Source organism: Providencia sp. PROV130, assembly GCF_028482225.1.
GTDB classification, from domain to species: Bacteria; Pseudomonadota; Gammaproteobacteria; order Enterobacterales; family Enterobacteriaceae; genus Providencia; species Providencia rettgeri.
Map to the genome: position 1 here is coordinate 105,678 of NZ_JAMPQC010000013.1, position 25,154 is coordinate 130,831.

Sequence of the window (25,154 nt, forward strand, 5' to 3'; positions counted from 1 at the left end):
CGAATTAATAACCGTCAGAGTCAAGGTCAGGACTAAACTCCTTTGTGTCTAAACGGTGAACGCGGGTTGTAATATGCCTTTGACTTTGTTCATTAATGCTTAATTCTAAATATCGCCAACCCGGCGCGACAGTATCAAGGGCAAAATTAGTACAGTGAGGTTTAAATTGTACGCAAGTAGAAGGCGTAGCTAATAACCGAATCCCATGCCAGTTTTCATCCATTTCTTGGTGAATATGGCCACATAGCATCGCTTTAACATTTGGGTAGTTTTTTAAGTAGTCAGCTAAAATATGTGAATTTCTCAAACTGTGCTGATCAAGCCAAGTACAACCCGAAGCTAGAGGGTGGTGATGCAGCATAATCAATGTAGTACGTTCAGGTTCAGCATCTAAGCTGGCTTTCATCCATTCCAATTGTTGTTCAGAAAGCTCACCATGAGGTACATCTTGAAGTTGGCTATCAAGCATCAGAATTTGCCATTCGTCGCCAATTAAAATTTGTTTAGCACTTGAAATCCCAGCAACTCGCAGTGTTTCTACCATGGCAGGTGGGTAGTCATGATTACCAGGAAGCCATACACAAGGGGCAGGAATACGCGCAATACCATCCGCAAAATGCTGATAAGCTTGTGGTGATTGGTCTTGAACCAGATCCCCTGTCGCAACAATTAAATCAATTGGAAGATTTTGCTCTGTGATAGCATCAAGTACCGCCTGATAGCTACGGTAAGTATTTACCCCTAAAAGCGTATTTTCTGTATTAGCAAAAAGATGCGTATCAGTAACCTGTAAAATTCTCACAATTTTAGAGTTCTTCGCAGTCACTTCAAGCTGGCTGTCCAAAAGTATTCCTTTCCTTAAATATTATTTAGTACCTAATCTATTCATTAAAGCTATATAAAAGCTAAACATACTTGCAACTATCTTAAAACTTTACTTTCTAACTTTCTGATAATCAGCACACACTTCACCAGATTAATCGTTATTTAAAACTGTTTCATCCACTTTTCATAAAGTTTTTGCTGGTTAAGTTGTAACCACTGAATCGCAATAACGGTGGCTGCATTATCAATTGTGCCATCTTCAACCCATTGATAAGCTTGTTCTCGGCTAACCACATGCACACAAATATCTTCATTTTCTGACGCTAACCCATGCACCCCTTTCGCATGGCTGCTATCGACTTCACCGATAAATACATGCATACGTTCAGTCGTACCACCTGGGCTAGAAAGATAACTTACTGCTTTTTCAGTACGACCAATAATAAGCCCAGCTTCCTCAATGGCTTCACGACGAATAACCTCTTCGGGTGATTCGTTTGGCTCTATCATTCCAGCAACTGCTTCAAGTAACCAAGGTGTTTCGCTAGTTTCGATCGCAGGCAACCGAATTTGTTCAATTAAAACAACAGCATCTGTTTTCGGATCATAGGGTAAAACCACACCAGCATGACCACGTTCAAAAACCTCACGGCAAATTTCTTTACTCCATCCGCCCGCGAAAAGGCGATGTCTAAATTGATATTCAACCATTTGAAAAAAACCGTTAAATAATTTACGCTTGGATATAATTTCAACATCATTTTTGCCATATTTAATTGGCTGCTTTATTTGTTTTGTCATTGCATTCTCCAAACCCAATTATTCCATCTTAAGGAAATAATTGTGGATTAAAACAGTTTTTAAGGTTTTTTAACCTCAGATGAGGTAATGTTTAATAAATTGAGACAAAATGGCACAAAAGGCTACCGTTAATAGAAGTGATACTCTGTTACAATAAGCGCCATTATTCAAATCTAAGAGCAACGTAGTGTCTGTTTTTAATAACTGTCTCTAAAACGGATAATTTAATCTCTATCGCCTAGTTAGGCATGGTACGTTTTAGGCAACAGACTCAACTTAATTTGCTGTTTAATCAAGGAATCAAAATGAAGAAACTGCTTCCCCTTTTAATTTCGATGAGTTTTGTGGGTCTCAGTACCAATAGCTATGCAGAAGATTTACTACAGGTTTACCAAAAATCCAAAGAAAGTAACCCTGAGTTAAGAAAATCATTAGCAGAACGTAATCAAGCTTTTGAAAAAATTAATGAATCTCGTAGCCCATTATTGCCACAATTAGGTTTAGGTGCAGGAGCTAGCTACGGAAGCGGTTACCGTGATGCAAGAAACACTGAAAGCACAGGTTTAAATGCTTCACTGAAACTGACCCAAGTTGTGTTTGATATGTCTAAATGGCGTCAATTAACTATCCAAGAAAAAACAGCGGGTATTTCTGATGTCACTTACCAAACAAGTCAGCAGCAATTAATTTTAGATACTGCAATTGCGTATTTTAACGTATTAAAAGCGATTGACGCGTTATCTTATATTGAAGCGAATAAAGAAGCTGTTTATCGCCAATTAGACCAAGTGACACAACGCTTTAACGTTGGGCTTGTTGCTATTACTGACGTGCAAAACGCTCGTGCAAACTATGATAGCGTTATTGCACAAGAAGTTGCAGGCCGTAACGAGTTAGAAAATGCGATTGAAAAATTGCGTCAAGTCAGCGGCGTGTACTATAACCAACTTGCCTCTTTAAATATCGACCGTTTTAAAACCAATGAACTGGGCGATATCAACGCTATCTTAAAAGAAGCGGAAGAGCGTAACCTCAGCCTGTTAAGCGCACGTTTAGCACAAGACGTTTCTCGTGAAAACATCCGTTTAGCGGAAACAGGTCACATGCCAACGGTTAGCCTTGATGCCTCAACATCAGTCACAAATAGCTACCAACACGGTAGTGGCTATAATGACCCAACAACAGGGTTATCAGGCGCACGCAATAGCTATAACGGCCAAAATAGCATTGGCTTAAATTTAAGTATTCCACTGTATACTGGTGGTGCAGTAAGTTCTCAGGTTGAACAAGCACAATATGGTTTCCAAGGTGCTAGTGAGCAACTAGAAAGCGTTTACCGCAATGTGATTCAGTTAGTTCGCTCATCATTTAATAACGTAGCATCGTCAATCAGTAGTATTAATGCTTACAAACAAGTCGTTGTTTCTGCACAAAGTTCATTAGATGCGATGGAAGCTGGCTATCAAGTAGGAACACGTACTATTGTTGACGTATTGACAGCAACAACAGCGCTATACCAAGCGAAACAGAATCTGTCTAATGCTCGTTACGACTACATGATTAACCAACTGAATATCGAATTTGCTCGTGGCACATTGAACGAAGACGATATTGCACGCCTGAATGCGAATTTGGGTAAAGAGATTTCAACCTCTGCAAGTAGTATTATCCGTAATACCAATGCGCCAAAAATGAACTAAAATATTTAGCTCATGTGAAAATGACATAATGACCCGCTTACATAGCGGGTTATTTTTTTGAGGGTAATCCTGCAAACCACTTAGAATTGCTAATTTGTACTAATTAAACCGTTTATAACGCCTTTTCATTAGCCACGGGCACAATTTCAGTGAATTCTCACTCTTATTACTACGCATTAGAGCAAAAAACAACCTACACTTAATATATTGATATAAAATAAAAATATTATTTTTCTCTTCAAGAAACGCCATGCTAATTAGGGAAAAATAGCAGAAAGTTATCAAAATGATAAATTCAGCTCATTTCTCCTATATTTCTGCTTTAATTTTCAGCGTTTATCCCCTATCCTAGAGCTAACATCTAAAAACATCTTACTTAATTTAATTCAGGGTAATTACCATGACCATGAAGCGTACCAAAAATATTAACCAGAGCGCCTTCCGTAAGTCTTGGCGTTCATACCGTTTAGCACCTGTGGCTGTTGCGGTTAGTGCTGTATTTATGCTTTCCGCTTGTGAAGAAAGCGATGAAACCGTATCACTGTACACCAATGCGCAAGATTGTAGCCAAGCGAACCCATCGCAAGCAGAACAGTGCACTATCGCCTACAATAATGCTCTACAAGAAGCAGCTAAAACCGCACCTAAATATGAAACTCAAGCTGACTGCATCGCTGAGTTTGGTGAATCAATGTGTACTCAAGCTCCAGCCCAAGCAGGCCTTGCAGGTACTAGTTCAACCAATGGTGAACAAACGGCTCAAGCACAAAGCAGCGGCGGCAGCATGTGGATGCCATTAATGATGGGTTATATGATGGGCCGTATGATGGGCGGTAGCGCTGCATCACAACCATTATTCAGCTCGAAAAACCCAGCTAGCCCAGCCAACGGTAAGTTTGTTGATGCATCAGGTAAAAGCTATGGTCCTGCAGTTGCAGGTGGTCGTTCAATGAGCGTACCAAAAACAGCCATGGCACCTAAACCACCAACAACTTCAACCGTTACCCGTGGTGGTTTTGGTGACACCGTAAATAAACAAGCGATGGCACAACGTTCATCTTCTTCTGCAAAATCAACCTCTTCTTCCCGTTCGATGGGTGGTTGATAAGTAATGAAACGAGTTCCTATAGTAGAGCGCCCAAACTGGCGCGAAAAAGCCTCTGAATTTGGTTTTGAATTTCATACTATGTATGGTGAGCCATACTGGTCAGAAGATGCGTATTACCAATTCACTATGGCACAGATTGAAGAAATCGAAGATGCAACCGAGCAGTTGCATCAAATGTGCCTAAAAGTGGTTGAGCGTGTTGTTGAAAGCGATGAGTTAATGGCGCGTTTTCAGATCCCTAAGCATTGCTGGGAATTTGTTCGCAGTTCATGGAAAAGCGAGCAACCTTCTTTATATTCCAGGCTTGACCTCGCTTACGATGGTATTAACCCACCTAAGCTATTGGAAAACAACGCGGATACTCCAACCTCATTATATGAGTCTGCATTTTTCCAATGGATCTGGCTAGAAGATCAAATTGAAGCAGGAAAACTCCCTGAAAACGCCGATCAGTTTAATAGCATTCAAGAGCAATTGATCGAGCGCTTTACACAATTAAAAGATCAGTATGGTTTCCGTTTGTTGCATATGTCTTGTTGCCGTGACACAGAAGAAGATCGCGGTACCGTTCAATATTTACAAGACTGTGCAAATGAAGCCGGTATTGCCACTGAATTCTTATATATCGATGAAATTGGTCTAGGTGAAAAAGGTGAATTTTCGGATACACAAGATCAGGTGATTAGTAACCTGTTCAAGCTATATCCGTGGGAATTTATGCTAAGAGAAATTTTCTCGACTAAATTGCAAGACGCTGGTGTACGCTGGTTAGAACCTGCATGGAAGAGCATCATTTCTAATAAAGCTTTATTGCCTATGTTATGGGAAATGTTCCCTGAGCACCCTAATTTACTGCCTGCTTATTTTGCGGATGGCAAAACCCAACCTGAACTCGAAAAATACGTTATAAAACCACTATTCTCTCGGGAAGGTGCTAATATCCGTATTATCGAAAATGGTAAAGAAATTGCAGCCGCGGATGGCCCTTACGGCGAAGAAGGTATGATTATTCAACAGTTCCACCCACTTCCACAATTTGAAGGTAACTACACCTTAGTCGGAAGCTGGTTGGTGAATGATCAACCTGCGGGGATCTGTATTCGTGAAGACAAAGAATTGATCACTCAAGATTTATCACGTTTTTATCCACATACGATCGTCGACTAATCATACTTAAAGCTAAAAATGAAGCCCAAACATAACAATATGATTTGGGCTTTTTTATAAAGCAATTGTATTGCAGAAAAATTTATCCTACCTGAATAGACAACATACTTAGCGATGCCGACACAATTCCTTCAATCGGTGTACTAATCTCTTCTTGACCATCCCAAGTGCCTAAAATTGGTAAAATAGGCAAGTAATGTTCTGGTGATGGGTTCGATAATTTGCCATCTTCACGTTCCAATCCGCTAGCTAGTGGATGTGGCGTTTCATGACTTTTCAGGTTGTCATACACAAATTTCTCAAAAGATACTGCCCACGGGTATGGCTCAGCATGGGAATTTTGCCAATTCATCGCCCGTAAATTGTGTACAACATTGCCACTCCCCATAATCAATACACCTTCATCCCTTAGAACGGATAGTTTTTTTCCAAGGTCATAGTGCCAAGTAGCAGGCTTGCTACCATCGATACTTAATTGGATTACGGGGATATCGGCTTCTGGATACATACGTACCAAAATTTCCCACGTACCATGGTCTAATCCCCACTCTTGTTCATCAAGGTAAATTGGCTCAGGGGCTAATAATGAGGCAACTTGCTGAGCTAATTCAGGCGAACCGGGGGCAGGATATTCGATTTGGTACAATGCTTCGGGGAACCCACCAAAATCATGAATCGTTTTCGGTTTTAACATCGAAGTAACTGCGGTTCCACGCGTATACCAGTGGGCTGAAATTACCAAAATTGCACTTGGTCGAGGTAAAGCTTTACCGAGTTTCTCCCACGCTTGGGTATAAGGATTATCCTCAATTGCGTTCATGGGGCTACCATGACCAATAAAAATGGCAGGGATCTTATTTTTTACCACTGAAGTATTTAGTGACATGATGATTTCAACTCCAACTCAATTAGTTTCTTCCTACAGCATACGCTTTCCTGTTAAAAACACAGTGGGCTAATTGTGAGTATGATCATCAAAAAAATTGAAAAGGCCACGAGGTGTGCAACTCAGTGGCCTTAATAACATTCTATATGCTTAACGTACTATCAATAATTTAAATAAGTTAGCTTATTTTAGCCTATTAATATTTAAACTTATCAAAATCTCTATCTAGAACTCTTCCTCGAAATATGACGAGGATCAGCTCGCTTTCTTCTCGGACTGAAGACGGTACTGCACTAAATCTTCAATTGTCACAACCGTCAAACCATGCTGCTTACCAAATGCTGCCACTTCAGGGGTGCGAGCCATAGAGCCATCATCATTAGTCAACTCACACAGCACACCGGCAGGTTTGAAACCTGCTAGAGTTGCAAGGTCGATAGACGCTTCAGTATGGCCACGACGCGCTAATACCCCACCATCACGCCCACGTAATGGGAAAACATGGCCTGGGTGATTTAGGTCGGCAGGAACCGCACTATCAGCAATAGCAGCACGAATAGTGGTGATACGATCCGCCGCAGAAACACCTGTTGTCACGCCTTTTGCCGCTTCGATGGTAACCGTAAAACCCGTTTGGTTTTGGCTGGTGTTATTTTCCACCATCATTGGTAATTCGAGCTGCTTGCGACGTTCTTCAGTGATACAAAGACATACGATCCCACTGCTATAACGAATGGTAAATGCCATCTGCTCAGCAGTCATGGTTTCTGCAGCAAAAATTAAATCGCCCTCGTTCTCACGATCTTCATCATCAAGAACAAGAACACCCTTACCTTGGCGTAAAGCCTCGATAGCATTTTCAACACGCTCGATAGGATTACCGAATACAGAAAGTAGCGAATGATCCATGGTAAAAAACCTCTTAAATAGTTATTAACTAGTTACCAGAATCAAGGCAGTCTTAGGAATACGAGAAATGGTGAATATATAAATAGCCAACAACAGGCTTTTACCTATTCAGGTATGTAGAACACTATTGTGCGTAACAGCACAAACATGCAGATACAGTTAATTCTCTCCCATCCGGACTATAACCGTCGGCCCCAGATTCACACTGGGTCTGCTGACCTTTACCACAAAATGGTAAAGCGCTCGCGGGCTTCATGCGTGATGCATGTTTACCGCCGGTGGGGACTTTCACCCCGCCCTGAGATATACGCAATTAATATAACGCCAATAATTCAAGTTCGCAACGATGATAATCAAAATTGGCGAATGACTCACACTTTTAGTCAAAAAACATGAATAAAAACTTAGAGTTATCACGGTTAATTTCACTACCTTAGACGAATAGCAAGCTGCTTTCGTCACAGATAATACAACGAGGCCTTTTCACTAACTAATTCGAGCTAGCACAAGGCGAAAAGAGGTATTACACTACACTTAATATTATCTTGATTAACTGAAGGACCCGCGAATGCTCGATCCGAAAAAAATTGAACAAGTTGCCCGCCAAATTCAAGGCGCTTTACCGCAAGGCGTACGTGATTTAGGTGAAGATTTCGATAAAAAACTGCGTTCACTATTACAATCACAACTGGGTAAATTAGACTTAGTCAGCCGTGAAGAATTTGATATTCAAACTCAAGTTTTATTACGTACCCGCGAAAAATTAGCGAAAATGGAACAACGTGTTAGTGCACTCGAAGCTCACTTTAGCGAAGAAAAAAACACACAGTAACCTAAAAATTAAAAGTGACGCCTAATCATAAGGGTCACTTTTGACGTTATTTTACCACCGAGTCAGGCAACAATTCTCGTTCAATCAATTCGACAATATACTGATTTTTCGAAATATTATAAGCTGCTGTCGCTGCATTTAAATATGCTTCTAAACGGCTCGGGTAACGTAACGTAAATGATTTTACTGTTTCTTGTTCTTTGAACGGATCAATTCCTTCTTCTTTGCAAACTGCAATATATTCCGCCAAAGAAATACGAGCTTCTTTTTTTAACCCATCAATGCTATCAGCTACAAAATCACAGTAACCACTGACATCTAAAAATTTGCCACGAAAGGCTTTAATTTCAGCCTCATAGATAACTGATGCAGGGTGACCGTCTATCGTCATCACATTACTGCTTTTAATCATATTCCACCCCTATCGTATTTTCTAGCCACTCACGTAAACCATTCACTGCGCCTTTATCCAATGTATTCCCTGGATGAGGCTGATGTGTCAGAAATAAAGAACCTTGTAAAACAAACCTGCGACGTGAACCACTTCCATACTTTATAGCACCGCTGAAATGCTCAACTAGACTTGTTACATCACCCCATTTGATCCCTGACTTTGGTGGAATTGTGAGTGTATCCACCATCGTTTTACGGTGCTTGGAACTCAGTTCCCTCATTTTTATCATCGTCTATTCCATGACGTCATATTGTGATATCACAATTTAAAACAAAAAAAATATGACGTCAACAATTGACGTCATGTTGATTTTAGACAAATAAAAACCTCACTTGGCTTGAAGTTCCATAGTGAGGTTTTTTAATAGCTAATAATAAATTAGCTCGTTTTCATGATATTTTTAATGATATTGGTTGTAGAAATACCATCTTCAAAGTTAAGGACTTTGACCTCGCCTCCCGCGGCCCACACTTCCGCACTGCCCGCTATCTCTTCAGGGCGGTAATCCCCCCCTTTAACTAAGATGTCTGGCAGTACTTCTGCGATTAAGCGTTGCGGCGTGTCTTCTTCAAAAGCAACGACCCAATCCACCGCGCCTAACGCCCCTAGAACGGTCATACGTTGCTCCAGTGGGTTGACGGGACGTGTTTCACCTTTTAAGCGGCGTGTCGATGCGTCGCTATTTACAGCCACAATCAGACGGTCTCCCAATTTACGTGCATTGGCTAAATACGACACATGACCTGCATGGAGAATATCAAAACAACCATTCGTCATCACCACACGCTCACCGCGCTGCCTTGCATTCGCAACGGCTTGTTTCAATTCACTTTCGGTCATCACACCAAACCCGGTGTCAGCACGGCCACGAATGGCATTTTCCAATTCAATTGGCGAAACCGTGGAGGTCCCTAATTTACCCACGACCACGCCTGCTGCGGCATTAGCCAATGCGCAGGCTTCATGTAATGGCCGGCCAGATGCAATAGATGCTGCAAGTACGCCGATTACGGTGTCCCCGGCTCCTGTTACGTCAAACACTTCTTGCGCCTGAGTCGGTAAATGCAATGGCGCTTCATCACGACGAATTAAGCTCATACCTTGTTCTGAGCGCGTAATTAACAGTGCCTTAAGCTCCAATGACTGAAGCAGCTTCATGCCTTTTTCTTCAACGTCTTGATTGTCTTTACATGCCCCAACAATCGCTTCAAACTCAGACATGTTTGGCGTTAGTAATGTCGCCCCGCGGTAACGTTCGAAATTGTTGCCTTTCGGGTCAATCAAGACTGGAACATTGGCCTTGTTGGCAAGCGCTATCATCTTCTCGACGTGAGTTAATGCCCCTTTTGCGTAATCAGATAACACCAGAGCACCAATATGAGGTAACGCCTGTTCAATGCGTTCTAACACAGGTGCGACATCAACATTGTCAAAACCTTCTTCAAAATCAAGACGGATAAGTTGCTGATTACGTGAAAGTACACGTAATTTAGTAATCGTTGGATGGGTTGGAATAGCGACAAAATCACAACGCACCTGCACCGCATTTAAATTTTCAGTCAGCGCTTTTGCTGCGTCATCAATCCCAGTTAACCCGACAAGGCGTGAATTTGCCCCTAACGAGGCAATGTTCATCGCGACGTTAGCCGCACCTCCGGGACGCTCTTCTACCATCGTGACTTTAACGACCGGAACAGGGGCCTCTGGCGAAATACGGTTTGCAGGACCATGCCAATAACGGTCTAACATAACATCACCAACCACCAGCACACCGGCTTGTTTATAATCCGGAAGAGTTACTTTCATCCTGCACTCCAGTTTTAAAAAGGAAATCTGATAATAATTAGCAACAATACTAGCATATTGCGCTATTTAGCTAAATAAAATGCGTTTATTCCTTATTCCTCAAGCCATTTTTGCCAACTCGCTAAAACTTGTTCACGTTGTTGAGTAAATTGGGTCATTTCAACACGGCTTGGCAATGATTGTAATGCTAAGTGATGAAGTTCATTACGCATCGTAACATACGCTTGAGTTAAGGCATTCGCTTCATCTTCTGGCATAAAGCCATATTGCGCCATCAACTCGAAAATACGCACATTATCGGACCAACGCGTTAACACATTATTTACTGTGGCAAAACGCAAAACTAAGTATTGTGCGATAAATTCAATATCAGTGATCCCACCGGGATCGGCTTTTAAATCGAACTCATTGGCTTGATGGCTTCCTAAGTGCTGATGCATTTTCAACCGCATATCACGCACTTGCTGCTGCAAAGTGTGAGGGTCTCTTGGCATACACAGAGTTTCGTGGCGAGTCTGTATAAATTGCCGTTGTAAATCCTCATCACCAAATACCATTCGGGCTCGTATGAGCGCTTGATGCTCCCATGTCCAAGCCTCATTTTTTTGGTAATCATCAAATGATTGTATCGTACTGACTAACATCCCTGACTCACCGGAAGGCCTGAGCCGCGCATCAACTTCATACAACACGCCTGAAGGTGTTCGAGTGCTAAACAAGTGGATAATGCGCTGAGCAACACGTAAGTAAAATTGGCGTGCATCAATGGAGCGTTCACCATTGGTAACCACATCTAAGGGGCAATCAAAAAGAAAAACGAGATCTAAGTCAGAGCCATAGCCCAATTCCCAGCCGCCTAGCTTTCCATAACCTAATACCGCAAACCCATATTGTTTTTTGTCACTTTGCGCTAGATGTGCTGGCTCACCATAACGTTTTACCATTTTTTGCCATGCTTGGTGTACTACCGCATCAATAATCGCCTCGGCGAGGTAAGTCAGATGATCACTGACTTTCATTACGGGTAAAACACCTGAAATATCTTCAGCAGCGATACGCAATAACTGGGCTTGTTTGAATTGACGTAATGCTTCCAATTGTTGTTCTTCGTCATCTTCAGGAACGCGCATTAAATATTGGCGCAACTCGTCACGGTAAGCGGTTAATGGTAGAGGTTGGTATAACGATTGAGGATCGAGCAATTCATCAAGTAACAATGGGTGACGGGCTAACTGCTCTGCTATCATTGGTGAAGCCGCACATAGGCGAATAACGTGCGTCAAAACTTCATCAAATTCAAGCATTAGCTCTAGGTAAGTTGTGCGGCTAACAATGCTCAATAACAGTGGTGTGATACGCTCAATAACTTGTCCTGCATCATCACGCTCACCGACTTTAGCCAATAATTTAGGCATCAGCTCATCAAGAACATCCCGTCCACGAGGGCCAATTGTGCGTTTATTGAGGTCATGACGGAACATCACTATGCCATGAATAATGCGTTGTGCAATCTCTTCATTTTTAGACGGTAAATAGGTGGCTAATTCTTCTTTTGATAATTCACTTTGCCATAATGTGATGTAGATTTCATCAAATACATCATTGTTCTCAGTGTCATCTTCCTGGCCTATTTGCTCAGTAAATATTTGATGCACTGCCGCCATTTTCTGACTCAAAACCTGATAAAATGCAGGCCAATCAGCAAACCCCATTCCCCACGCTAAACGCGCTTGGTTTAAAGCATCTTCAGGGAGAGTTTGTGTCTGTTGGTCATCGATACTTTGCAGTAAATTTTCGGCTCTACGCAAGAAAAGGTAGCTATCTTGCAGAATATTAACTTGATCTTCGGTTAATAATGCGAGTTCTCGGATACCTTGTAGCGTTGAAAATAAGGATTGTGACTGTAAAACAGGTTCCCGTCCCCCTCTAATTAACTGGAAAACCTGTGAAACAAATTCAACTTCACGAATGCCTCCAGCCCCTAATTTGATGTTATTGACCAAACCACGGCGCCGAACCTCCCGCTCAATCATATTTTTCATATTGCGTAAGGATTGGATCACGCTAAAGTCAATATAGCGACGATAGACGAAAGGACGCAAAAGTTTTCGTAAACACTCCTCATAATGGAGGCTATCAGCGCCCATAATACGAGCTTTAACCATCGCATAGCGTTCCCAATCACGCCCTTGTTCTTGGTAATAGTCCTCAAGCGCGGAAAAGCTAAAAACCAGCGGCCCGCTATCACCAAATGGCCGCAAACGCATATCGACCCGATAGACAAAACCATACTCAGTCACTTGGTCAAGTACGCGAATTAGTTTTTGCCCTAAACGAGTAAAAAATTGCGCGTTATCTAACTCTTTTCTGCCACCTTGGGTAACCCCATTTTCTGGGTATGCAAAAATCAGATCAATATCTGAAGAAAAATTGAGCTCTCTGCCCCCTAATTTTCCCATTCCTAAAATCAATAGCGGCTGAGGCTTTCCTTCTACATTACAAGGCGTTCCCCATGACTGACGATATTCTTGATACAACCAGTCGCGCGCCGCAACAACCAAGGTTTCCGCCAATACACTGAGCTGATAAATCGTTTCTTTTTGCGAGCTTATTTCCAGTACTTGCATCCATGCGCAGCGCACTAACATATGATGACGAAATGAGCGCAGCACTTGCATCAAGTGCTCTTCGTTGTTAACAGATGACAAGTCTTGAGCTAACCATGACGCATAACTTTTCCATTCATCGGCTTTGGGTGGTTGAGAGCGAATTTCAAGTAAAAACCGTGAATGTGCCAATACCTGCTTTAACACAAAATCACTAAAACTAAGCACTTGAATTTCTTGTTCATTTAACGGTAATAATTCATTCGCTTGTTCTGCTAATTGTCTTAAAACGCGTTCACCTTGGCTTTGTAATAATTTAGGAAAAGCATGCATATTATCAATACCTTAATGAGCTTCTTGATAGGTTAAAGCACTTAACCATTGGATAAAGGCTAATTTACATTTTAACCACTGGCTGCTATAGCAAAAATCCTCGGCACTAACCGCTTCATTGGCAATATCCGAACGTAATTGTTCTAGCGGAGTGTCATGAATAAAGTGAGGCGCAGAATTTTGGTAATGGACTAAAAATGCCTGAACAAAGCGTAAAAACTCACTAAAGCCTTGGCGCGCATTGCTGCCATTGGCTAGCCAATAGGCTTCATGCTGCTGACAAAGTAATTGCATATGAGTTAATGACTTTTCGAGAGGTTGCTCTTCATAGTCAAACAACGAGTCTGGGCGAGTTAATGGTTCTTTTGGCGGCGATAACAATGAATATCCGCGCGCAGCTTTGCTAAGTGATGACAAATGCAGACCATCGATATCTGCAAATTTCTTTGCTAAATTAAGTACATCAGCAATAAAGCCTTTTTTGAGCTCTAATTCAAACTCTTGAATAGGCAAATCCTTTGCGCCTGAGGAAATTTCGCCTTGATCAAAAACCACTTCTATTTCGCTATCTTCAAAAGTCACTAACCATTTTTCACGGGTAAAATTAGTGCTAAAGAGGATATTTAATTCAGGCTGAAGCTGAGAAATATCAGTTCCTTCGGGCCAAATTTCAGCAGGTAATGCAGCTAAATCAAGCTCTGGCGAATCAATGTCAACATTATATTCAGGCCGTTGGTGTAAACCGCCAATCGCCTGCCCTGCTGTTTTCATAGTCATTTCATAACGACCATCACAACCTCGGATGCGTAAGCCCATATCCCACTGACGTAGCTGCTTATTTGCCGTATCAAAGTAGATATTAGTTAACTTCATCGGCTCACTGTATTGGTGAGACAATGTCGATAGACACTGCCGTACAGCCTCTATTGCGGAACTCTTAGCGGCAAGTTTGAGTTCAACCTCTACGTGGCTCATACATATCCTTATTTAATTATTTTATTTCACTTCTCTCATATTACCCCAATCGAGCTAAGCTGAGAAAAGAATCTGTATGGTAATCAAAAATTCTACCTGTCATATTTCTTTCAGTGAGTTATATTGAAAATAGAGTAAAAATAAGGGTAATTTAGACAGTTAGGATAGTTCTCATTCTCCTTTAGAGTGTAGAGACATCTGCGTTTAGGGTTTGCACCCTTACACTTTACTCATTAATATTCAAATAATATAAAACTCACTCACCATCAAAAGACTGTAAATACCATGCGAAAAATTCCATTATTATTAATTTCAATCATGGGGCTAGGCCTTTCCTTAAATTCACACGCAGCAGAAAAACGTTATGTGTCAGATGATTTATCCACATACGTTCATAGTGGACCTGGCACAAAATATCGTATTGTAGGTACGCTCAATGCCGGGGAAGCGGTTGAATTGCTCTCCACAGATAACAAGTTCGCACAAGTCCGTGATGAAAAAGGCAGAACGGTCTGGTTACCCGTTGACCAACTCAGCAATACGCCAAGTATGAAAACCCGAATTCCAGAACTTGAAGCTGAGAACCAAAAATTACGCCAACAGCTCGACAATATTGACAGCACGTGGAATACACGAACGGCTGATATGCAGCAAAAAGTCGCTGATAATGACAATATCGTCAGCCAACTGAAAGCTGAAAATGAAAAATTAAAAAACGAGTTGATCAAGTCAGGTAAAAAACTCGAAATTGCAGAAGTTAACTTAGACGATCGCCGTCGTGAATTGATCTTACAATGGTTTATGTATGGTGGTGGTGTTGCTGGCGTTGGCTTAATTTTAGGCCTAATTTTACCGCATATTATTCCACGTCGTAAAAAACGTAATGACGGCTGGATGTAATTGAGGCCATTCGAATGAAAGTATATCTCGTGGGTGGAGCAGTACGTGACCAACTGCTTGGGCTGCCTATTTCAGACAGAGACTACGTGGTGGTTGGCGCAACCCCCGAGGCAATGCTATCGCAAGGTTTTCAACAAGTCGGAAAAGATTTTCCTGTTTTTTTGCATCCAAAAACCCATGAAGAATACGCTTTAGCCCGAACAGAACGTAAAATTGGCGCAGGCTATACCGGTTTTAGCTGCTATAGCGCACCGGATGTCACTATCGAAGATGATTTACTGCGTCGTGATTTAACGATTAATGCGATAGCACAAAGTGAGTCAGGTGAAATTATTGACCCATACCACGGTGTCATTGATCTCGATAAGCGCATTTTACGCCATGTTTCCGATGCGTTTTCTGAAGACCCTCTACGGGTCTTACGGGTTGCACGTTTTGCCGCTCGCTACTTTGAGCATGGTTTTACTATCGCACCAGAAACACTCGCCTTAATGCAAACGATGGCCGCTACAGGGGAATTATCTCATCTCACCGCCGAGCGAGTTTGGACCGAAACAGAAAAAGCGCTGAAATCAAATTCTCCCCAGGTGTATTTTGACGTCTTACGCCAATGCGGTGCTTTAACTGTACTTTTTCCTGAAATTGATGCGCTATTTGGCATTCCGGCCCCTGAAAAATGGCACCCTGAAATTGATACAGGTATCCACACTCTAATGGTACTGAAAGTGATTTCCCGCTTATCTAAGGATGTGGATATTCGCTTTGCCGCATTGTGCCATGATTTAGGCAAGGCTCTGACACCACCCGATATTTGGCCAAGCCATCCAAACCACGGTGAAGCAGGTATTCCATTAATAGAAACACTCTGTGTAAGATTAAAAGTACCAACCACGGCTCGTGACTTAGCTCGTCTAGCGGCACGATATCATGATAAAATCCATGTTATCAATAAATTACATGCTAATGATCTAATTGCGATTTTTGATGGACTTGATAGTTGGCGTAAACCAGAACGTGTTGAACAACTAAGTTTAATCAGTGAAGCGGATGCCAGAGGTCGGTTAGGTCTTGAACAACAGCCGTACCCACAAGGGGTATATTTCAGGCAAGCTTTTGCTATTGCGCAAGCTGTTGAAGTCAAACCTATTGTTGAGCAAGGGTTTAAAGGCCCTGAAATTCGTCAAGAACTCACTCGACAACGTATAGAAGCGGTCGGCAATTGGCAACAGCGACAAAAAATCATAGTTGTCGTTGCCTAATAGATACAAAACTGGCGGTTAAACACCGCCAGACAACATTTAAGCGGTTTTCGTGCCTCTTTCGATAACAACCCCAACTTGTTTAGCGCGTGCTACTGCCCCCGGTTTAGCCACTTTAATGCGAACCCATGGACTATCAAACTGTGTTAGCAATAATTGTGCAACTTCTTCGGCAACACGTTCAACTAAACCAAATTTATTATTCCCAACATGAGCAAGGATAGCTTGGCTAACTTTGGCATAATCTAAGCAATGTTCAACATTATCGCTCATAGACGCGCGTTTGTTATCCCATCCCATTTCGATATCGAGCACCAATTTCTGTTCAATATCTTGTTCCCAGTCATATACACCAATCGTGGTGATGACTGATAATTGCTCAATAAATACGATATCCATCACGTCATTTTCTCATTTATGTACTGAATTGATACCACTTCAGCAAAAATATGCGTATTATCCAAGACTGAAGTGAATTTATGGCCTTAACCGTTTTTGGAGTTAGCTATGAGTGCAACCGCGCTTGGCATGATAATCTTCGCCTATCTTTGCGGCTCAGTTTCGAGTGCGATACTGATCTGCCGTTTGGCGAGACTACCCGACCCCCGTCAACACGGCTCTGGTAACCCTGGTGCAACTAACGTATTACGTGTAGGCGGTAAAGCAGCCGCTGCCGGAGTACTCATTTGTGACGTATTAAAAGGGATGATCCCAGTTTGGCTTGCTTATTATTTAAATGTGCAACCATTCTATCTTGGCTTTGTTGCAATTGCAGCTTGTCTTGGGCACATATATCCCATTTTCTTTCGCTTCAAAGGCGGAAAAGGGGTAGCAACCGCATTTGGTTCAATTGCTGCTATTGGTTGGGATCTTTCTGGTTTAGTCGCAGGAACATGGTTACTGACGGTGTTGCTTAGTGGTTATTCGTCACTAGGAGCGATTGTCAGCGCCTTACTTGCCCCCTTTTATGTTTGGTGGTTTAAACCTGAATTCACCTTCCCGGTCGCTATGCTATCTTGTTTAGTGTTAGTTCGCCATCACGGTAATATACAGCGCCTTTGGCGTGGTCAAGAAAGTCGTATTTGGCAAAAACTGAAAAATAAAAAACGAAAAACCAATAAAGAAATAGCCCAAGAAGCTAAAGAACAAGAACTCGACGACTAATGGTGACATTTGATTTTCCCCAAGAAGAGCTGATTTCAGCTCTTTTTTTATGCTATTTACCTTGTTTAAAATTTCCTAAAAAACTCCATTGATAACAACAGCGTGATATCCCTCCTTAAAACTGTACTGGTAGCAATTTGTGCTACGTTACATTTTTGCCATAACTAGCGCACACTTTTAAAAAAAAGTTAAATTATTGCAAATTTATTACTAAGGAATATTTAAAAACTGTCGACTATATAAAAGGAAAATTAAACAATAATAATGGTATTTATAATGAGCAGAACTCCTTATATCACTCAAAATGAATATGTGTTAGATGAAAATATCACATTAATGACAACCAGCGATTTGCAAGGAAACATTGTTCACGCTAATGATTTCTTTGTGCAGGTTAGTGGCTATGAATTAGATGAATTATTAACACGTCCACACAATATTATCCGCCATCCGGATATGCCCAAAGAAGCTTTTGCCGACATGTGGGCAACACTTAAAAAAGGAGAACCCTGGACTGGCATTGTGAAAAATCGGCGGAAAAATGGTGACCACTACTGGGTTCGAGCCAATATTGTCCCAGTGGAGCGCAAAGGTGTTATTACAGGCTATATGTCCATTCGAACTCGAGCAACACGCCAAGAAATTGCAACGGTAGAACCGCTCTATGCAGCAATGAATGAAAATAAAAGCCAAAAAAAAATTTTTAAGGGGATTGTGCTTTCTAAAAAATTACCATTTCACTTTTCAACATATTCAACACGTTCACGTATCCGACTCATCATGAGTCTTTTATTTATTCTTTGGCTCATTACGGCTAGCTTTATTTTGCAGCCAAACGCACCTCTACTGCTGATGAGTGCCTGTACATTTATCATACTATTGGCAGGTAATGTGATACTTGAAAAAATGCTAGCAACTCCACTGGAAAACATGACCAAACAGGCACTTGGTATTGCACGAGGAAATCGACATAGCGTTAACCATATGCAGCGCACAGACGAAATTGGCTTAATATTACGTTCTATCGGGCAACTTGGGCTAATTTGCCGTTGGTTAATCAAAGATGTCTCCGAACAAGTTGATAACGTTCGCAAAGGCAGTGAATCTTTAGTCTCCGATTGTCGCGAATTAGAAACTCACACTCAGCAAACCGTCGGCTATATGCAACAAACCGTTGCAACAATGAACCAAATGGCCGTTTCCGTAAAAATGAATGCTGATAACACGATTCAAGTTGACCAACTTTCGAATACAACGAGCAAAACAGCAGTGAATGGGGGCGCCATGATGGAAGCCGTTGTGGATACCATGGATGAAATTGTCAGCAGCACCAGCAAAATTAACTCCATCACTGACGTGATTAAAGACATCGCATTTCAAACCAATATACTTGCGTTAAATGCCGCGGTAGAAGCCGCACGTGCAGGTGAACAAGGCAAAGGCTTTGCCGTTGTCGCAAATGAAGTTCGTAGCCTAGCAAGCCGCAGTGCAAGCGCGGTGAATGATATTCGCGAATTAATTAATGATTGTGAAAAGAAAGTCAATTCAGGGAAAAATCAAGTCCATACGGCAGGGGATACCATGAAGGAGATTGTTGACCAAATACAAAACGTCACGCAATTGATCACCCATATTAGCCAAGCGACCTCTGAACAAGCGGCAGGGATAGCCGATATTACCCAAGCAGTCAGTGAGCTCGAAACCATCACACAACAAAGCACATTACTGGTAGAACAAAGCACAGAGACATCGAAGATGGTAAAAGAACGGTCAAGCCGGCTGGAAGATGCGGTCGTTATTTTACATTAGTACTTAACTGAATAACAAAGGGCTGTTATCCCAGCCCTTTTACAAAAATAGGAGTACACCAACAACACTATTTTTCTAACGGTGGCAATTCTGCCAAAGGCCAACGTGGGCGAACCGTCACCCCAAGCCCTGTCGAGGTTCCACCTTTAAGGCGAATAAGCCCCGCCAACGCGATCATTGCGCCGTTATCCGTACAAAATTCAGGGCGTGCATAAAAAACCTCACCGCCACGCTGTTTGAGAACGTCTTCCATTTTAGCTCTAAGTGCGCGATTAGCACTAACGCCCCCCGCCATCACCAAACGTTTAAAACCAGTTTGTTCTAAAGCACGTTTGCATTTAATTGCCAAGGTATCTACCACAGCATCTTCAAAGGCTCTCGCAATATCCGCACGGGTTTGGTCGTCATCCGCATTTTCACGGATGGTATTGGCTGCAAAGGTTTTTAGTCCTGAGAAGCTGAAATCCAGCCCTGGTCTGTCGGTCATTGGGCGAGGAAACACAAAACGACCCGCTGTACCCTGCTCCGCCATGCGAGATAACACTGGGCCACCAGGGTAGTCTAAACCTAATAGTTTTGCTGTTTTATCAAACGCTTCGCCTGCTGCGTCATCGATGGATTCGCCTAGCAGCTCATACTCACCAATTCCCGTCACACTGATAAGCTGAGTATGCCCACCAGAAACCAGTAACGCGACAAAAGGAAATTCAGGGCTTTTCTCTTCTAACATCGGTGCCAATAAATGGCCTTCCATATGGTGAACGGCCACGGCGGGAACATTCCATGCAAAAGCTAATGAACGCCCTACTGTTGCGCCAACCATTAAAGCCCCAACCAAACCTGGACCCGCAGTATAGGCCACTGCGTCGATGTCTTGGCTTGTTAAATTGGCTTCTTTCAATGCTGCTTGAATTAACGGCACTGTTTTACGAATATGATCGCGTGAAGCCAATTCAGGCACGACACCACCGTAGTCTGCATGAACTTTAATTTGGCTGTATAATTGATTGGCTAATAAGCCATGCTCATCATCATAGATTGCGATACCAGTTTCATCGCAAGAGGTTTCGATACCTAAAACACGCATTGCACTACCCTTGTTTATTGCATAACCGCAAGTCTATCACTATTTTCGTTCAATCGCGTAATTAATGTTGTCAAAAGGCTGACTTTCCTGACTGTATAGTCTATAATCAGTCCCCTGTAATAAAAAATTTCGTGTGGCTAATTATCATTATTATCTGGTTTTGTTTGCTTTTTCATCAAATGAACTGCAAATCAGGTAATCTTGTGTGATTCAATTTTATACGGCACTTTACAAACCCGTACTCATTGAAGTAAAATTCCGCACCATTTTAAATGAAGGCTGGTGAATCAGTACCAGCAACAAACCGATTTCTATTGAGGTGAGAGGCACATGCCGGTAATTAAAGTACGTGAAAACGAGCCATTCGACGTTGCACTGCGTCGTTTCAAACGTTCCTGTGAAAAAGCAGGTGTTTTAGCTGAAGTTCGTCGTCGTGAATTCTATGAAAAACCAACGACTGAACGTAAACGCGCTAAAGCATCAGCTGTAAAGCGTCACGCTAAGAAACTGGCTCGCGAAAACGCACGCCGTACTCGTCTGTACTAATTGTTTGCGGTGAAAGCCGCATTCATTGTAGACGATAGCTAATACAAAACTTTAGTTTCTCTTGTAGTCACTCCAGTTTTTGTAGTAGTAAATAGCTAAGCAGTTAAAGGCCGTGCTTTCCTAAAGGAAGCGCGGCTTATTATCGTTCATCAACAGGCGAAAAAGAGGCTTATGGCTGGACGAATTCCGCGTTCATTTATCAATGACTTGTTAGCAAGAACCGACATCATTGATTTAGTCGATGCAAAAGTCCCGTTAAAAAAACAGGGTAAAAATCATCACGCTTGTTGCCCGTTCCATAATGAAAAAACACCTTCTTTTACCGTAAATGGTGAAAGACAATTTTATTACTGTTTTGGTTGTGGTGCTCATGGCAACGCTATCGATTTTTTGATGAACTATGACAAACTCGATTTTGTTGAAGCCATTGAAGAATTATCTGCACTACATGGCCTTGATGTCCCTTACGAAAAAGGAACAGGTTCAAGCCAAATAGAACTTCATCAACGGCAAAATTTATATCAGTTGATGGAAAGAATTAATCAATTTTACTGTGCTGCCTTAAGTCATTCTTCGGCTAATAAAGCGAAAGAGTATTTAAGCCAACGTGGTTTAAGTGCCGAAATTATTGAGCATTTTTCGATTGGTTTTGCCCCTGCGGGCTGGGACAATTTGCTCAAAAAATTCGCTGTAAACCCAGAAAGTCGCAAACAGCTTGATGATGCAGGCATGTTAGTGACAAATGATAATGGCCGAGTCTATGACCGCTTTAGAGAGCGTGTCATGTTCCCAATTCGGGATAGACGCGGTCGTGTGATTGCCTTCGGTGGGCGCGTATTAGGAGATGCTCTCCCTAAATACTTAAACTCCCCCGAAACAGATATTTTCCATAAAGGCCGTCAGTTATTTGGCCTCTATGAAGCAACACAAAACAGTAATGAATTATCAAAATTACTGGTAGTTGAAGGTTATATGGACGTTGTTGCACTTGCTCAATACGATATCCGCTATGCGGTTGCTTCACTTGGCACATCAACAACCTCAGAACATATTCAGTTACTTTATCGTTCAACAGATACGGTTATTTGCTGTTATGATGGCGACCGCGCTGGCCGAGAAGCGGCATGGCGAGCACTTGAAACAGCACTGCCTTATCTGACTGACGGTCGTCAATTGCGCTTTATGTTTTTACCAGACGGTGAAGACCCTGATTCATTAGTTCGAAAAGAAGGCAAAGACGCTTTTGAGCAACGCATGAAAGATGCTCAAACCCTTTCTGCTTTTTTATTTGATTCACTTGTGCCGCAGGTAGATTTAAAAACGCAAGAAGGGAAAGCAAAATTTAGTAAACTGGCTATCCCTTTGATTAAACAAATACCTGGTGAAACACTGCGCCTTTATATGGCACAAGAGCTAGGAAATTTTATTGGTATACCGGATATTTCTCAAGTTCTTGCTATGATTGATAGAGAGAGTACAGAACAAGTTAACTATCAGGTACCCAAATTAAAACCAACCACAATGCGAATACTTATCGCGCTGTTGGTACAGAATCCGAACTTTTCGGAACTTGTTCCCTCATTAGAGGGAATTGCCCATATTCAAATGCCGGGGCTTTCTCTATTTCAGGAATTGGTCGATATCTGCCGTTCCACCCCCGGAATGTCAACTGGGCAGTTGCTAGAGCGTTATCGTGATAATAAATTTGCGAAACAGCTTGAAAAACTAGCAACGTGGAACGATATAGAAATAGAGGAGATAGCGGAAAATACTTTTATAGATGCCTTAAACCATCTATTTAACAGCGCACTCGACGAACGTTTTGACTACTTGATAGCAAAAGAACGAACTGAAGGGCTGACCCCAGAAGAGCGCGAAGAAGTCCGCTTAATCACTCTCTCTAGAGTGAAAACATAGTATCAACCCAAAACAGAATTAGTATTTTAAACGGCTTAAGTGCCGATAAACACAAGGCAGATGCCTGTAAAATGCTACGAAAAATAAAGGGCGTAGCAAATAATAAATGTTCCCTTTGTATGTTCTTGTTGGCCGAATGTTTCGCCGACCGACACCAATCTAAATACTCAGAAGTGTGGATACCGTCTTATGGAGCAAAACCCGCAGTCGCAGCTTAAGCTACTCGTAACCAAGGGTAAAGAGCAAGGTTACTTAACCTATGCTGAGGTCAACGACCATCTGCCGGAAGATATCGTCGATTCAGATCAAATCGAAGATATCATTCAGATGATTAATGACATGGGCATCCAGGTCATGGAAGAAGCACCTGATGCCGATGATTTAATTTTGGCTGAAAATACTTCCGATACTGATGAAGATGCAGCAGAAGCCGCTGCACAAGTGCTGTCCAGTGTTGAAAGTGAAATCGGCCGTACAACCGACCCTGTCCGCATGTATATGCGTGAAATGGGAACCGTCGAACTTCTCACCCGTGAAGGTGAAATCGACATAGCTAAACGTATCGAAGATGGTATCAATCAGGTTCAGTGTTCTGTCGCTGAATACCCTGAAGCGATTACCTATCTTCTGGAACAATATGACCGTGTTGAAGCAGGTGAAAGCCGTTTATCTGATTTAATCACTGGTTTCGTTGATCCCAACGCAGAAGAAGATCTCGCACCAACTGCAACTCACGTCGGCTCTGAATTACCACAAGAAGAGCTTGATAAAGATGATGACGAAGAAGATGAGGAAGAGGAAGAAGAAGAGGACGATAACAGCATCGATCCTGAATTAGCGCGCCAGAAATTCTCTGATCTTCGTGAGCAGTACGAGAAAACACGTCAACATATTAAACAATATGGTCGCAGTGATGCAAAAACAGCTGCGGCAATTGAACAACTTTCAGAAGTGTTCAAAGAGTTCCGTTTAGTCCCTAAACAGTTTGACTATCTGGTCAACAACATGCGTGAAATGATGGATAGAGTTCGCTTGCAAGAGCGTACCATCATGAAATTGTGTGTTGAGCAGTGCAAAATGCCGAAGAAAAACTTCATCACGTTATTCAGCGGTAATGAAACCAGCGAGACTTGGTTAACTGCTGCAAAAGCAATGAACAAGCCTTGGTCAGAAAAATTACTTGAAGTTGAAGAAGAAATTCTGCGTTGCCTACAAAGACTGCGTCAAATTGAAGAAGAAACTGGCCTGACAATTGAGCAGGTTAAAGATATCAACCGTCGTATGTCTATTGGTGAAGCGAAAGCTCGTCGTGCGAAAAAAGAGATGGTTGAAGCAAACTTACGTCTGGTAATTTCTATCGCTAAGAAATATACCAACCGTGGCTTGCAGTTCCTTGACCTGATTCAAGAAGGTAACATCGGTCTGATGAAAGCCGTTGATAAGTTTGAATATCGCCGTGGCTATAAGTTCTCAACTTATGCAACTTGGTGGATCCGTCAGGCTATCACTCGCTCAATCGCCGACCAAGCACGTACTATTCGTATTCCGGTTCACATGATTGAAACTATCAACAAGCTGAACCGTATCTCTCGCCAAATGCTGCAAGAAATGGGCCGTGAGCCATCGCCAGAAGAACTAGCTGAACGCATGCTGATGCCGGAAGATAAAATCCGTAAAGTACTGAAAATTGCTAAAGAACCGATTTCAATGGAAACCCCTATTGGTGATGATGAAGATTCACATTTAGGCGATTTCATTGAAGATACGACTTTAGAGTTGCCTTTAGATTCTGCAACTTCAGAAAGCTTACGCTCTGCAACTCACGAAGTATTAGCGGGTTTAACCGCTCGTGAAGCGAAAGTGCTACGTATGCGTTTTGGTATCGACATGAATACTGACCACACCCTTGAGGAAGTTGGTAAACAGTTTGATGTTACCCGTGAACGTATCCGTCAGATTGAAGCGAAAGCACTGCGTAAATTACGTCACCCAAGCCGCTCAGAAGTGCTACGCAGCTTCCTTGACGAATAATTGATTCATTTATATCTAAAAACACCTGCTTTGGCAGGT

Annotated in this window: 22 protein-coding genes and 1 riboswitch; of the genes, 11 read left to right on the forward strand and 11 right to left on the reverse strand. The window is 42.1% G+C overall.

Annotated features, from left to right (window positions below; translation table 11 throughout):
* Positions 1-4 precede the first annotated feature (4 nt).
* Together cpdA and nudF are read right to left on the reverse strand one after the other, a co-directional pair.
* Positions 5-844 carry a 3',5'-cyclic-AMP phosphodiesterase gene (gene cpdA / locus PSF28_RS09270; RefSeq protein WP_210835401.1) on the reverse strand — a complete coding sequence of 280 codons (840 nt, stop codon included), beginning with the start codon at positions 842-844 and terminating at the stop codon, positions 5-7.
* Between the two features lie 143 nt (positions 845-987).
* A complete protein-coding gene (gene nudF, locus PSF28_RS09275) occupies positions 988-1,626 on the reverse strand; it encodes an ADP-ribose diphosphatase (RefSeq protein ID WP_272684967.1) in 639 nt (212 codons plus the stop codon).
* Between the two features lie 305 nt (positions 1,627-1,931).
* Between nudF and tolC the strand changes: the two genes are divergently transcribed.
* The 3 genes from tolC (at position 1,932) to PSF28_RS09290 (ending at position 5,601) form a co-directional block, all read left to right on the forward strand.
* Positions 1,932-3,326, forward strand: coding sequence for an outer membrane channel protein TolC (gene tolC / locus PSF28_RS09280; protein ID WP_210835404.1), 1,395 nt, complete (start codon positions 1,932-1,934; stop codon positions 3,324-3,326).
* A 400-nt stretch (positions 3,327-3,726) separates the two neighbouring features.
* Entirely contained in the window at positions 3,727-4,431 is a 705-nt protein-coding gene (locus PSF28_RS09285) for a DUF1190 family protein (RefSeq protein WP_042851529.1), read from the forward strand.
* Positions 4,432-4,437: 6 nt separating this feature from the next.
* Positions 4,438-5,601: a glutathionylspermidine synthase family protein gene (locus PSF28_RS09290; RefSeq protein ID WP_210835410.1), complete on the forward strand. Its 1,164-nt coding sequence runs from the start codon at positions 4,438-4,440 to the stop codon at positions 5,599-5,601.
* Between the two features lie 82 nt (positions 5,602-5,683).
* On the opposite strand, the gene ygiD is transcribed toward PSF28_RS09290, so the two are convergent.
* A complete protein-coding gene (ygiD, locus tag PSF28_RS09295; protein ID WP_210835411.1) occupies positions 5,684-6,487 on the reverse strand; it encodes a 4,5-DOPA dioxygenase extradiol in 804 nt (267 codons plus the stop codon).
* 255 nt (positions 6,488-6,742) lie between these two features.
* Positions 6,743-7,396 (reverse strand): 3,4-dihydroxy-2-butanone-4-phosphate synthase, encoded by a 654-nt coding sequence (gene ribB, locus PSF28_RS09300; protein WP_210835412.1) that lies wholly within the window; start codon positions 7,394-7,396, stop codon positions 6,743-6,745.
* Between the two features lie 158 nt (positions 7,397-7,554).
* A riboswitch (FMN riboswitch) is annotated at positions 7,555-7,706 on the reverse strand.
* A gap of 258 nt (positions 7,707-7,964) precedes the next feature.
* Between ribB and ubiK the strand changes: the two genes are divergently transcribed.
* Complete coding sequence (gene ubiK, locus PSF28_RS09305) at positions 7,965-8,228, forward strand: ubiquinone biosynthesis accessory factor UbiK (protein ID WP_210835414.1); 264 nt, start codon at positions 7,965-7,967, stop codon at positions 8,226-8,228.
* Between the two features lie 46 nt (positions 8,229-8,274).
* Here the strand turns inward: ubiK and PSF28_RS09310 are convergent, their stop codons facing one another.
* The 5 genes from PSF28_RS09310 to PSF28_RS09330 form a co-directional block, all read right to left on the reverse strand.
* On the reverse strand, positions 8,275-8,640 hold the full coding sequence (locus PSF28_RS09310) for a type II toxin-antitoxin system HicB family antitoxin (RefSeq protein ID WP_210835416.1): 366 nt from the start codon (positions 8,638-8,640) through the stop codon (positions 8,275-8,277).
* The gene (locus tag PSF28_RS09315) at positions 8,633-8,911 is read right to left on the reverse strand and encodes a type II toxin-antitoxin system HicA family toxin (protein WP_210835418.1); all 279 of its coding nucleotides are present in this window, start codon (positions 8,909-8,911) and stop codon (positions 8,633-8,635) included. Before PSF28_RS09315 ends, PSF28_RS09310 begins: the two co-directional genes overlap by 8 nt.
* A gap of 149 nt (positions 8,912-9,060) precedes the next feature.
* Positions 9,061-10,488, reverse strand: coding sequence for a bifunctional D-glycero-beta-D-manno-heptose-7-phosphate kinase/D-glycero-beta-D-manno-heptose 1-phosphate adenylyltransferase HldE (hldE, locus tag PSF28_RS09320; RefSeq protein WP_210835425.1), 1,428 nt, complete (start codon positions 10,486-10,488; stop codon positions 9,061-9,063).
* Between the two features lie 92 nt (positions 10,489-10,580).
* Entirely contained in the window at positions 10,581-13,427 is a 2,847-nt protein-coding gene (gene glnE, locus PSF28_RS09325; protein ID WP_210835427.1) for a bifunctional [glutamate--ammonia ligase]-adenylyl-L-tyrosine phosphorylase/[glutamate--ammonia-ligase] adenylyltransferase, read from the reverse strand.
* A 12-nt stretch (positions 13,428-13,439) separates the two neighbouring features.
* On the reverse strand, positions 13,440-14,402 hold the full coding sequence (locus tag PSF28_RS09330; RefSeq protein ID WP_210835429.1) for a CYTH domain-containing protein: 963 nt from the start codon (positions 14,400-14,402) through the stop codon (positions 13,440-13,442).
* A gap of 285 nt (positions 14,403-14,687) precedes the next feature.
* On the opposite strand from PSF28_RS09330, the gene PSF28_RS09335 reads away from it, so the two are divergent.
* Together PSF28_RS09335 and PSF28_RS09340 are read left to right on the forward strand one after the other, a co-directional pair.
* Complete coding sequence (locus tag PSF28_RS09335) at positions 14,688-15,302, forward strand: TIGR04211 family SH3 domain-containing protein (protein WP_036958005.1); 615 nt, start codon at positions 14,688-14,690, stop codon at positions 15,300-15,302.
* A gap of 14 nt (positions 15,303-15,316) precedes the next feature.
* Positions 15,317-16,561: a multifunctional CCA addition/repair protein gene (locus PSF28_RS09340; RefSeq protein ID WP_272684968.1), complete on the forward strand. Its 1,245-nt coding sequence runs from the start codon at positions 15,317-15,319 to the stop codon at positions 16,559-16,561.
* A 39-nt stretch (positions 16,562-16,600) separates the two neighbouring features.
* Here PSF28_RS09340 and folB read toward each other — a convergent pair whose 3' ends face one another.
* Entirely contained in the window at positions 16,601-16,960 is a 360-nt protein-coding gene (gene folB, locus PSF28_RS09345) for a bifunctional dihydroneopterin aldolase/7,8-dihydroneopterin epimerase (RefSeq protein WP_004908569.1), read from the reverse strand.
* A gap of 108 nt (positions 16,961-17,068) precedes the next feature.
* On the opposite strand from folB, the gene plsY reads away from it, so the two are divergent.
* The gene (gene plsY, locus PSF28_RS09350; protein ID WP_004908566.1) at positions 17,069-17,725 is read left to right on the forward strand and encodes a glycerol-3-phosphate 1-O-acyltransferase PlsY; all 657 of its coding nucleotides are present in this window, start codon (positions 17,069-17,071) and stop codon (positions 17,723-17,725) included.
* A 276-nt stretch (positions 17,726-18,001) separates the two neighbouring features.
* On the forward strand, positions 18,002-19,534 hold the full coding sequence (locus tag PSF28_RS09355; RefSeq protein ID WP_272684969.1) for a methyl-accepting chemotaxis protein: 1,533 nt from the start codon (positions 18,002-18,004) through the stop codon (positions 19,532-19,534).
* A 67-nt stretch (positions 19,535-19,601) separates the two neighbouring features.
* On the opposite strand, the gene tsaD is transcribed toward PSF28_RS09355, so the two are convergent.
* Positions 19,602-20,621, reverse strand: a complete 1,020-nt coding sequence (tsaD, locus tag PSF28_RS09360; protein ID WP_210835442.1) for a tRNA (adenosine(37)-N6)-threonylcarbamoyltransferase complex transferase subunit TsaD — start codon at positions 20,619-20,621, stop codon at positions 19,602-19,604.
* 330 nt (positions 20,622-20,951) lie between these two features.
* Here tsaD and rpsU point away from each other — a divergent pair, with 330 nt between their 5' ends.
* From rpsU to rpoD, 3 genes are all read left to right on the forward strand, one after another.
* A complete protein-coding gene (gene rpsU, locus PSF28_RS09365) occupies positions 20,952-21,167 on the forward strand; it encodes a 30S ribosomal protein S21 (protein ID WP_001144069.1) in 216 nt (71 codons plus the stop codon).
* 171 nt (positions 21,168-21,338) lie between these two features.
* Positions 21,339-23,084 carry a DNA primase gene (gene dnaG, locus PSF28_RS09370; protein WP_272684970.1) on the forward strand — a complete coding sequence of 582 codons (1,746 nt, stop codon included), beginning with the start codon at positions 21,339-21,341 and terminating at the stop codon, positions 23,082-23,084.
* A 102-nt stretch (positions 23,085-23,186) separates the two neighbouring features.
* A complete protein-coding gene (rpoD, locus tag PSF28_RS09375; RefSeq protein ID WP_272664329.1) occupies positions 23,187-25,115 on the forward strand; it encodes an RNA polymerase sigma factor RpoD in 1,929 nt (642 codons plus the stop codon).
* The last annotated feature ends 39 nt before the right edge of the window (positions 25,116-25,154 follow it).

Excerpts from the sequence above, each read along its gene's own strand:
- PSF28_RS09335 (WP_036958005.1), top strand. The coding sequence starts at position 14,688 with ATGCGAAAAATTCCATTATTATTAATTTCAATCATGGGGCTAGGCCTT.
- PSF28_RS09315 (WP_210835418.1), bottom strand. The coding sequence starts at position 8,911 with ATGATAAAAATGAGGGAACTGAGTTCCAAGCACCGTAAAACGATGGTG.
- PSF28_RS09290 (WP_210835410.1), top strand. The coding sequence starts at position 4,438 with ATGAAACGAGTTCCTATAGTAGAGCGCCCAAACTGGCGCGAAAAAGCC.
- folB (WP_004908569.1), bottom strand. The coding sequence starts at position 16,960 with ATGGATATCGTATTTATTGAGCAATTATCAGTCATCACCACGATTGGT.
- hldE (WP_210835425.1), bottom strand. The coding sequence starts at position 10,488 with ATGAAAGTAACTCTTCCGGATTATAAACAAGCCGGTGTGCTGGTGGTT.
- glnE (WP_210835427.1), bottom strand. The coding sequence starts at position 13,427 with ATGCATGCTTTTCCTAAATTATTACAAAGCCAAGGTGAACGCGTTTTA.
- ubiK (WP_210835414.1), top strand. The coding sequence starts at position 7,965 with ATGCTCGATCCGAAAAAAATTGAACAAGTTGCCCGCCAAATTCAAGGC.
- ribB (WP_210835412.1), bottom strand. The coding sequence starts at position 7,396 with ATGGATCATTCGCTACTTTCTGTATTCGGTAATCCTATCGAGCGTGTT.
- rpsU (WP_001144069.1), top strand. The coding sequence starts at position 20,952 with ATGCCGGTAATTAAAGTACGTGAAAACGAGCCATTCGACGTTGCACTG.
- nudF (WP_272684967.1), bottom strand. The coding sequence starts at position 1,626 with ATGACAAAACAAATAAAGCAGCCAATTAAATATGGCAAAAATGATGTT.
- plsY (WP_004908566.1), top strand. The coding sequence starts at position 17,069 with ATGAGTGCAACCGCGCTTGGCATGATAATCTTCGCCTATCTTTGCGGC.
- tolC (WP_210835404.1), top strand. The coding sequence starts at position 1,932 with ATGAAGAAACTGCTTCCCCTTTTAATTTCGATGAGTTTTGTGGGTCTC.
- ygiD (WP_210835411.1), bottom strand. The coding sequence starts at position 6,487 with ATGTCACTAAATACTTCAGTGGTAAAAAATAAGATCCCTGCCATTTTT.
- dnaG (WP_272684970.1), top strand. The coding sequence starts at position 21,339 with ATGGCTGGACGAATTCCGCGTTCATTTATCAATGACTTGTTAGCAAGA.
- tsaD (WP_210835442.1), bottom strand. The coding sequence starts at position 20,621 with ATGCGTGTTTTAGGTATCGAAACCTCTTGCGATGAAACTGGTATCGCA.
- PSF28_RS09330 (WP_210835429.1), bottom strand. The coding sequence starts at position 14,402 with ATGAGCCACGTAGAGGTTGAACTCAAACTTGCCGCTAAGAGTTCCGCA.
- PSF28_RS09355 (WP_272684969.1), top strand. The coding sequence starts at position 18,002 with ATGAGCAGAACTCCTTATATCACTCAAAATGAATATGTGTTAGATGAA.
- PSF28_RS09285 (WP_042851529.1), top strand. The coding sequence starts at position 3,727 with ATGACCATGAAGCGTACCAAAAATATTAACCAGAGCGCCTTCCGTAAG.
- PSF28_RS09340 (WP_272684968.1), top strand. The coding sequence starts at position 15,317 with ATGAAAGTATATCTCGTGGGTGGAGCAGTACGTGACCAACTGCTTGGG.
- PSF28_RS09310 (WP_210835416.1), bottom strand. The coding sequence starts at position 8,640 with ATGATTAAAAGCAGTAATGTGATGACGATAGACGGTCACCCTGCATCA.